This is a genomic window from Microbacterium sp. K35 (assembly GCF_004794375.1).
GTDB lineage: Bacteria > Actinomycetota > Actinomycetes > Actinomycetales > Microbacteriaceae > Microbacterium > Microbacterium sufflavum.
Map to the genome: position 1 here is coordinate 1 of NZ_SSDM01000396.1, position 8,069 is coordinate 8,069.

Annotated in this window: 10 protein-coding genes; 5 read left to right on the top strand and 5 right to left on the bottom strand. The window is 72.1% G+C overall.

The annotated features are described in order from the left end of the window. A partial coding sequence (locus tag DW299_RS16265) for a glycosyltransferase family 2 protein (RefSeq protein ID WP_205814431.1) occupies positions 1-927 on the bottom strand: 927 nt, incomplete at its 3' end. 375 nt (positions 928-1,302) lie between these two features. On the opposite strand from DW299_RS16265, the gene DW299_RS16270 reads away from it, so the two are divergent. Both DW299_RS16270 and DW299_RS16275 read left to right on the top strand, forming a co-directional pair. Further along, positions 1,303-2,202, top strand: coding sequence for a hypothetical protein (locus tag DW299_RS16270; RefSeq protein WP_136037195.1), 900 nt, complete (start codon positions 1,303-1,305; stop codon positions 2,200-2,202). A 44-nt stretch (positions 2,203-2,246) separates the two neighbouring features. Next, positions 2,247-2,543 carry a DUF4229 domain-containing protein gene (locus tag DW299_RS16275; RefSeq protein WP_136028656.1) on the top strand — a complete coding sequence of 99 codons (297 nt, stop codon included), beginning with the start codon at positions 2,247-2,249 and terminating at the stop codon, positions 2,541-2,543. Positions 2,544-2,671: 128 nt separating this feature from the next. On the opposite strand, the gene DW299_RS16280 is transcribed toward DW299_RS16275, so the two are convergent. The 3 genes from DW299_RS16280 to DW299_RS16290 are packed head-to-tail and all read right to left on the bottom strand — an operon-like array spanning position 2,672 to position 4,340. Beyond that, on the bottom strand, positions 2,672-3,640 hold the full coding sequence (locus DW299_RS16280; protein ID WP_136037196.1) for a 1,4-dihydroxy-2-naphthoate polyprenyltransferase: 969 nt from the start codon (positions 3,638-3,640) through the stop codon (positions 2,672-2,674). 34 nt (positions 3,641-3,674) lie between these two features. Next, positions 3,675-3,965, bottom strand: a complete 291-nt coding sequence (locus DW299_RS16285; protein WP_136028654.1) for a DUF4287 domain-containing protein — start codon at positions 3,963-3,965, stop codon at positions 3,675-3,677. Positions 3,966-3,977: 12 nt separating this feature from the next. Continuing rightward, positions 3,978-4,340 carry a cupin domain-containing protein gene (locus tag DW299_RS16290; RefSeq protein WP_136037197.1) on the bottom strand — a complete coding sequence of 121 codons (363 nt, stop codon included), beginning with the start codon at positions 4,338-4,340 and terminating at the stop codon, positions 3,978-3,980. Positions 4,341-4,385: 45 nt separating this feature from the next. On the opposite strand from DW299_RS16290, the gene DW299_RS16295 reads away from it, so the two are divergent. Then, positions 4,386-5,411: an ArsR/SmtB family transcription factor gene (locus tag DW299_RS16295; RefSeq protein ID WP_240745433.1), complete on the top strand. Its 1,026-nt coding sequence runs from the start codon at positions 4,386-4,388 to the stop codon at positions 5,409-5,411. A gap of 90 nt (positions 5,412-5,501) precedes the next feature. On the opposite strand, the gene DW299_RS16300 is transcribed toward DW299_RS16295, so the two are convergent. After that, entirely contained in the window at positions 5,502-5,960 is a 459-nt protein-coding gene (locus DW299_RS16300) for an Lrp/AsnC family transcriptional regulator (RefSeq protein ID WP_136037198.1), read from the bottom strand. A gap of 72 nt (positions 5,961-6,032) precedes the next feature. Between DW299_RS16300 and DW299_RS16305 the strand changes: the two genes are divergently transcribed. Then, positions 6,033-7,472, top strand: coding sequence for a DUF6421 family protein (locus DW299_RS16305; protein ID WP_136028651.1), 1,440 nt, complete (start codon positions 6,033-6,035; stop codon positions 7,470-7,472). Between the two features lie 105 nt (positions 7,473-7,577). Next, a partial coding sequence (locus DW299_RS16310) for an SDR family NAD(P)-dependent oxidoreductase (RefSeq protein ID WP_136037199.1) occupies positions 7,578-8,069 on the top strand: 492 nt, incomplete at its 3' end.

Sequence of the window (8,069 nt, forward strand, 5' to 3'; positions counted from 1 at the left end):
CGCGTCGAGCCGCTCGACCACCGCGGCGACCTCCGGCGCGGGGAGACCGCGGAGCAGCTCGCGGATGCGCGACCGCATCTCCGCGCGTACCGGCGGCGACATGCGCCGCGAGCGCACCAGGTGGTGAGAGCTGAGCGCGAGCGCGGTCCACACGGCCTTGGGCAGGAAGCGCTCGGCGTCGCGGTCGCGCTGCGCCAGGGCGACGACCTGGGACAGGGCCTCGGCGAAGTCGAGCTGCCGCCGGTCGGCGATCTGGGTGAGCGAGCCCGCGACGCCGCGGCGGTAGAGCAGTGCCGGGGCGTCGACGACCGCGAACGACGAGGCCTCCAGGTGCAGCCGCCAGATCCACGGCCGGTCCTCCGCGGTGAACAGTCCGGGCGGGAACCCGGCAAGGCCCCGGTCGAGGAGGCGGCGGTGGAACAGCCCGGCCCAGGCGTACGGGTAGTCGACCATGGTCGGCTCGTCGGCGGGCAGGATGGCGCTCCTCGGCGAGGCGACGGTCTCGCGCCAGGGGAACGGCGCGCGCACCAGCGTGCGGCGGGTGCCGGTGACGGTCACGTGATCGGTGCGGACGAAGTCGCAGCGCAGCGCGCGCAGGCGAGAGGCCAGCACGGCCAGCCGCCGCGGCTGCAACCAGTCGTCGCCGTCGAGGAAGCAGAACGCCTCGCCCTCGACGAGCGCGAGACCCTGGTTGCGGGCGCTCGCCAGGCCGCGCGGCGTCGGGTTGTGCACCACCCTGGCGCGCGGGAACCGGTCGGCGTAGTGCTGCATGAGCGCGCGCGTGTCGTCGCGGGAGCCGTCGTCGATCGCCACGAGCTGCAGATCGTGCGGGTCGTCGAACTGCCGGGTGAGGGTCTCGAGGGTCGTCCCGATGTAGGGTCCGGCGTCCTTCGCGGGAAGGATGACGGTGACGAGGGGCGTGCGCACGGAACTCCCGGGGTGGGCGGTGTGCGGAGATCGTCGCAGTCGCGCGTGTCCGGTCGGCGACATCACGGTGAACGGAGGGTGACGCGAGGCGCGGCAGGCACAACGCTGAGGTGTGGTCCGCACCCGAACGAACCACACCCCCAGTGCGTTGCACTGCCGGGTGCGAGCACCCGGGAAACCGACACCGTGCGGTGCCGGCCCACCCCGCGGTTTACTGGCCCCCACCAGCGGGCCGAGGGGTGTGCGTCGAGAGCGACTCCATGAAGATCAACACTCAACACGTAACATGATACATACCTCTCCACGAGATGCCGAATCGATGCGGGGAGCCGCGTCGATTGGCGCGGTCACCCGGCATCCGCGACCATGGACCCCATGCTCTGGCCGTTCGGAACGATCTGGCGACCGGTGCGACGGCGCCGCCGGAGCACCGGGATCGACCTGCGCTGGCTGTCCGCGCGCACGTGGACAGAGCGCTGGTATCCCCAGGGCATCGACGTGGGCCGGCTGCGCGGACGACGCACGCTCGCGGTGAGCTGGTTCCGCCAGGACAGGGCGGGCCGCCACCTCGCCTCCCGGGTCACGATGATCGACCTCGACCGGTCGCGTCACCTCGACGTGGTGCTCGCCGTCCCCGGGGAGGACGGCCGCCTGGAGCCCGCCCCGATCCACGCCGGCGGCCTCGCGTGGTTCGACGACCGCTTGTTCGCGGCGGCCACGGGCCAGGGGATCTGGGAGTTCGACCTGGCGCGGCTCCGCCGGGTGCGCGGCTCCGACGCCCACAGCCTGGCCGGGAGCCGCCGCCGCGGCGGTCGCAGCACCGTGCTCGTCGCCGTGCGCACGGCGCAGCACCCGGTCGACCTCCGCTGCTCGTTCCTCGGGCGGGTGTTCACGGCCGACGGCACTCCCCTGCCCCGTGTGCTCATCGGCGAGTACCGCGGGAACGACCGCGGCGTGGTCGGCGAGTTCGACATCCCGAGCGCCGCGCAGCCCCGCTTCGTGGAGCGCGACCGGGTCGCGCCCGGCCTCCGGCACCTGCAGGGCGCCGTGCGCTGGGGTGAGACGCGCTTCGTGTCGCAGTCCGATCTGCTGCACCCCGGAGCGCTGTGGACCGATCGCGACGGTTCCTGGCGGCGACACCCCGTTCCGCTGCCCGCCGGGTGCGAAGACCTCGCCCTCGACCCCGAGGCGGGGGTGCTGTGGACGCTCGGCGAGCACCCGTGGCGACGCGTCGTCCGCGGCATCCCCTTCTCCGCGCTCGACCTCCCCGGGTGAGCGGCGGCGGCTGGCACATCGGCGGGCGAACGTAGACTGAGGGAGTGAAGAAGCCCGCCCCCCTCCTCGTCTACACCGTGCTGCGCCTGCTGGCATTCCTCGTCCCGCTGGCGATCCTGTGGTTCTTCTTCCCGATCTTCCGCGAGTTCTGGTGGCTCGCCGCCATCTTCGCCGCCCTCATCGGGGCGAGCATCTCGATGCTGTTCCTGCGCACGCCGCTGTCCGACGCCTCGGCGCGTCTGCACGAGCGGCGCGAGGGCCGGGTGTCGGGTCAGCAGGCCGATGCCGATGCGGAGGACGAGGCGATCGACGCCGCCCCCGACGAGACCCGCCGCGACTGAGCGCTCCCGCGGTCAGCCGACGGACGCGGAGATCGCGACGGACGCCCGGATCACGACGGACACCGAGATCAGCCGACCAACGTCCGGATCAGCCGACGAACGCCGAGATCAGCCGACGGACCGCCGGATCAGCCGACGAACGCCCAGAACAGCGCGCCCGCGTAGAGCAGCGACGTGAGCGAGGTCAGGGCCAGCGCCGTCACCAGCTCCCGCGGCTGACGGTACGTCCAGACGATCAGCACGGCGGGCAGCCCCGCCAGCAGCGCGAGCAGCGCGATCCACGCGATCGGGAACAGCAGCGCCAGGAACACCGCGATCCCGAACGGCGCGAGGACGAACAGGGTGAACAGCACCTGGGTCGCACGCCGCCCGATCAGCACCGTGAGCGTGCGCTTGCCGACGGCGCGGTCCTGCTCGATGTCGCGGAGGTTGTTCGCCAGCAGCACCGCGCACGCGAACAGGCCGGCCGCGATCGCCCCGAGCCACGCCTGCTGCGGGAGCGCGAAGATCTGCACCCACGTGGTGCCGAGCGTCGCCACGAGCCCGAAGAACACGAAGACGAACACCTCGCCCAGGCCGTAGTAGCCGTAGGGTCGCTTGCCGCCCGTGTAGAACCACGCGGCGACGATGCACGCGGCGCCGACGGCCAGCATCCACCACTGCTCCGTGCGCACCACGATCGCGAGGCCGACCGCCGCGGCGAGCGCGAAGAACACGAGCCCGATGATCAGCACGGTGCGCGGCTTCACCCGCCCGGAGGCCGTCAGCCGCGCCGGACCGACACGGTGGGCATCGGTGCCGCGGACCCCGTCGCTGTAGTCGTTCGTGAAGTTCACGCCGATCTGCAGCAGCACCGCGACCGCGAGGCAGGCGAGGGCGATGACCCAGTGGAACTCGGGCCCCGTGCTGCGCGCGGCGCCCGTGCCGATCACGACCGGCGCGACCGCCAGCGGCAGGGTGCGCAGTCGCGCGGCACCGATCCAGTCGGAGACGGTGACCGGACCGGCCTCGACCGCGGGCCGCTTGGCCGGGTTTCCGCTGGTGTGCGGTCGGGTTCGGGTGCCGCTCTTCTTCTTGCGCCGGGAGGATGCTGCCACGCTCGAAATCCTAGTCGGCGCGGCGCGGGGACCCTCAGCGGTGCGGGTTGCTGTCCTTGCCGTCGAGCCACAGGGTGTCGGACGCATCGCTGTGGGAGCCTCCCGTGCCGACGTGCTTGTCGCTGATCTTCGGCCCCTTGAGGATGACGTGGGTCATGGCCTGCGCGTGACCGTGGCCGAGGCCGTACTCCTGCTTGAGCCACGTGAGCACGACCGTGGACTTCGTGCCCTCGTCGAAGCCCTGGGCGCGGGCGAGCTCGATGAACTGGCGGGGCGTGAGCCCGGTCTGGGTCTCGACCTTGTCGAGGTAGGCCTGGAAGGACATGGGTTCTCCTGATCAGTCGTTGTCGAGGAAGGTCTGGACGATGGTGGCGGAGGCGTGGATGCACAGGATGCGCAGCAGCCCGTCCCCCGCGTTCGTGAAGCCGTGCGGCGTGAAGGCGGCGACCGTGGCGGTGTCGCCCGGTCCGGCGAGGAGGATCCGGTCGCCGACGCGGAGGCGGACGGTCCCCTCCAGCACCACCCAGGTCTCCGAGTACGGGTGCCAGTGCAGCCCTGGACCCTCGCCCGGCTGATTCTCGACGAAGAAATAGGAGACGTCGGCGCCGTGCTCGGCCCCGACGAACCGGCGGCTGCGGCCGGTGCCGATGCGGAGGTCGGCGTCGCGGACGAGCGACGAGGGAGCGGGTGTGGTGGTCATGTGCCCAGTCTCGACAGCGCATCCGCGGGCCCCTAGTGTTTCGATGTGGATCGAAACACGGCACCCATCGAGGGGCGGGAGCATCCTGACCACCGGGTCGAGTTCCACCTGAGTCCCGGTGACATGGAGGCGGTGCGCTTCGGTGTCTCCCCCGGCCACGAGCTGGCCCACGCCGTCCGCGCTCTCCTCCGCTTGGCGGCGCATCCGCTCCAGTGGGGGTGGCTGCGCGTCGTGCGCGAACGGCTGCCGCGCGACGGCTTCGCGCTGCTCGCCGCGGTGATCGGCGACGACGGCTACCTTCCCGACTTCCTCACCACGACCCCGCGGTGGGACCTCACCCCGGAGGCGGAGCTCGCGGCGCTCCGCACGACCGCGCTGGAGCCCATGCGCGTGGACCTCGGGAAGATGGTGCAGCGCTCCGCCGGCCCTCGACGCGAGGCGCTGCGGGACATGCGGGACGATCCGGCGCGGGCCAGGGCGCGGATCGCCGACGCCTGGTCGGAGCTGTGGGAGGTGGCGCTGGACCCGGTCTGGCCGCAGCTCGAACGACTCCTGCGCGCGGACATCGCGGTGCGGGCGCGCGCGATCGCCACGTCGGGCATCGCGGGGATGGCGAGCGACCTGCATCGGCAGGTGTCGTGGGGCGACGGCGCCGTGCGGGTGTCGCTGCGGCGGCACAGCGAGCGGGTCGACTGCCGCGGCAGCGGACTGGTGCTCGTGCCCTCCGTGATGTCGTCGTGGGGCTGCATGGTGCTCACCGAGCCGCCCGCGCAGCCGACCCTCTTCTATCCGGCCCGCGGGGTCACGGCCGGGTGGGCGCGCGACACCACCGAGGTCGAGTCGGCCCTGGGTGCCCTGCTCGGCCCGGCCCGCGCCGGCATCCTGCTGCGGGCGGGCGCCGAGCGCACCACGTCGCAGGTCGCCGTGGAGGCCGGGATCGCGGTGTCGACGGCGTCGCACCACCTGACCGTGCTGCGGGAGTCGGGGCTGATCGCGAGCGAGCGCCGCGGCAGCCGCATGCTGCACCTGCGCACCCCGCTCGGCGAGGCCGTGGTCGGCGCGGCGCTCTGACGCGGGCGGGTCAGCGCGCGGTCGTTCGACCGCGCAGACAACGGCGACGCGACGCGGATGCCGGCCGACGGTGCGCGCTGCGGCGGTGGACTACTCCCCGGCGCCGACCGGGATGATCGGGCGGTGCTCGTAGTAGGTCTGCAGCACCACCGTCGTGCGGGTGCTCACGTTGGCGGCGAGCCGGACGTCGCGCACGAGCTGCTCCAGGTCGCGGGGGGTCGGAACGCGGACGAACAGCATGTAGCTCGCCTCTCCCGCGATGGAGTGACAGGCCTCGATCGCGCCCAGGTGCTCGAGCAGCTCCGGCGCGTTGTCGGGCTGGGCGGGGTCGAGCGGGGTGATCTCGATGAACGCCGACAGCGGAGTGCCCACCTGCTCCGGGTCGAGGATCGCTCGGTAGCCGGAGATCACCCCGCGCGTCTCCAGGCGGCGCAGGCGGGACTGCACGGCGGAGACCGAGAGGCCGACGGCCTCGGACAGCTGGGACAGCGTGGCGCGGCCGTCACGGGAGATCGCGGCCAGGATCGCGCGGTCGACAGAATCATCCATGGCTGTAAGATTATCGTCAGGATTCCGTATTTGCCGGAATCTTTCCGTTAAACACTGCGATCGGAGGTTCCGATGTCCCTCGTTTCCGCCAACAGTTCCGCTGTCCAGGCCATCGTCGGCGAACCCGAGGTCGTCGAGGACGCGTCGACCGCGGAGCAGTCCGCCGCCTGGACCCAGTTGAAGTCGGCCGCCATCGCGCTGCGCGAGCTGCAGATCAAGGACGGCTCGATCCCCGAGGCCGCGCACCACGACGACGCCCGCGCGCTCGTCGGCGCGATCACCGCGAGCATCCAGGCCCTCGCCCCCGCCTTCCCGCACGATGCCGACTACCTCGCCGCGTCCGTCGCCGACTTCGAGCGGTGGGCGTCGGAGGACTTCGGCGTGCCGGACTTCCTCGACTCGCTCGTGGCCTTCCAGCCGCAGCAGCACCGCATCGACGGCATCCGCCACCTCGTGGTCTTCCCGATGTACACCCAGAACGGCTCCAGCGATCGCCTGGTCGAGGCGCTGATCGTCGAGACCATCTGGCCCGAGTTCATCGCCGCGCTCGAGGCCGGCGACTACGGCAACAAGCTGTTCGTCTCGCTGCGACTCGTCGACTTCACCCCGGGCTACGACACCAACTCCGCCGTGCTGTTCCCCGAGACCGTCGCCATGCGCGAGATCCCGACGTTCACGTGGGGCGCCATCTTCCAGGACCGCGAGGCCGCCCGCTACCGCCGGGTCGTGCGCGCCGCCGCCGGGATCACGAACCTGGAGCTGCCGGAGCGCGCCGCCGCGATGCTCGACGACCAGGAGATGGCCGAGAAGACGTTCGTGATGTGGGACATCATCCACGACCGCACGCACATGCGCGGCGACCTGCCGTTCGACCCGTTCATGATCAAGCAGCGGATGCCGTTCTTCCTGTACTCGCTGGAGGAGATGCGCTGCGACATGACCGCGTTCCGCGAGTCGGTCAAGATCGAGCGCGCCCTCGACGCCCGCGTGGCGGCGGGCGAGGAGCTCACCGAGACCGAGCGCGAGATGCACGAGTACGCGCACCTGGTGCAGTACGCCGTGATCTTCGACCGCATCTTCCGCTTCGCGATCACCGGCACCCGCGTCCGCAACTACGACGCGGTGGGCGGCCAGCTGCTGTTCGCGTGGCTGCACCAGCGCGGCGTGCTGCACTGGACCGACACGGCCCTGGCGTTCGACTGGGACAGCGTGCCCGACGCGGTCGTGGCGCTGGGTGATGCGATCGACGACCTGTACTGGCACTCGATCGACCGTCCGAAGGTCGCGCACTGGCTCGCCGCCTACGACCTCGTGCGCGGCACGCTCACCCCGCACCCCGCCTCGCAGTGGGCACGCGGACTCTCGGACGAGATCCTCGCCGGCGCCCCGAAGGGCTACACCGACGCGGTGATGGACGACGAGTTCCCCCTGTCGATGTTCTTCGAGACGCTCGACAAGAAGATGAAGCCCGTCATCGAATCGACGGTCGGCATCCGCGGCACGGACGACTGATCCGCACCGCCACCGTTGTGACGCTGGGGCGCACAGCCTCTGCGGCCGGAGACCCGAATCCGGGTCCGGCCGCAGAGGCCTTCTCGGCAGGAGGAGAGTGATCGCATGACCGACACCACGCCGCACGGACCGCGCGGACGCACCGTGCTCCTGGCCGGGGCCACCAGCGCCGCGGGACTCGCCGTCACCCGGGCCCTGCACGACGCCGGCGCGCGGGTGGTCGCGACCGGCCGCTCGGCCGAGCGCCTCACCCCTCTCGCCGACGCGGGAGCCGAGACCCGGGTGGCCGATGCGACCTCCCTCGCGGAGATGACCGCGCTCGCGGAGCAGCTCGGACCCGTCGATGCCGTGGTGCCCCTGGTGGGCGGCTGGCGCGGCGGCGGAGGTCTCGCGGGACAGAGCGACGAGGACTTCGACGCGCTGCTCCCGGCGCTCGAGGCGGTGCGAGCCACCAGCCGGACGTTCGATGCGGCCCTGCGCGCCTCGACGGCCGGGCGGTTCGCGGTCGTGTCGTCGACGGCGGTCGCGCGCCCCCTCGCCGGTGGGGCGAACTACGCGGCGGTGAAGGCGGCGAGCGAGGCGTGGACGCGCGCCGCC

Bases quoted from the DNA above. Each gene is read 5' to 3' on its own strand.
- DW299_RS16270 (WP_136037195.1), top strand. From the start codon at position 1,303: ATGCTCTGGCCGTTCGGAACGATCTGGCGACCGGTGCGACGGCGCCGC.
- DW299_RS16285 (WP_136028654.1), bottom strand. From the start codon at position 3,965: ATGTCCTTCCAGGCCTACCTCGACAAGGTCGAGACCCAGACCGGGCTC.
- DW299_RS16290 (WP_136037197.1), bottom strand. From the start codon at position 4,340: ATGACCACCACACCCGCTCCCTCGTCGCTCGTCCGCGACGCCGACCTC.
- DW299_RS16300 (WP_136037198.1), bottom strand. From the start codon at position 5,960: ATGGATGATTCTGTCGACCGCGCGATCCTGGCCGCGATCTCCCGTGAC.
- DW299_RS16305 (WP_136028651.1), top strand. From the start codon at position 6,033: ATGTCCCTCGTTTCCGCCAACAGTTCCGCTGTCCAGGCCATCGTCGGC.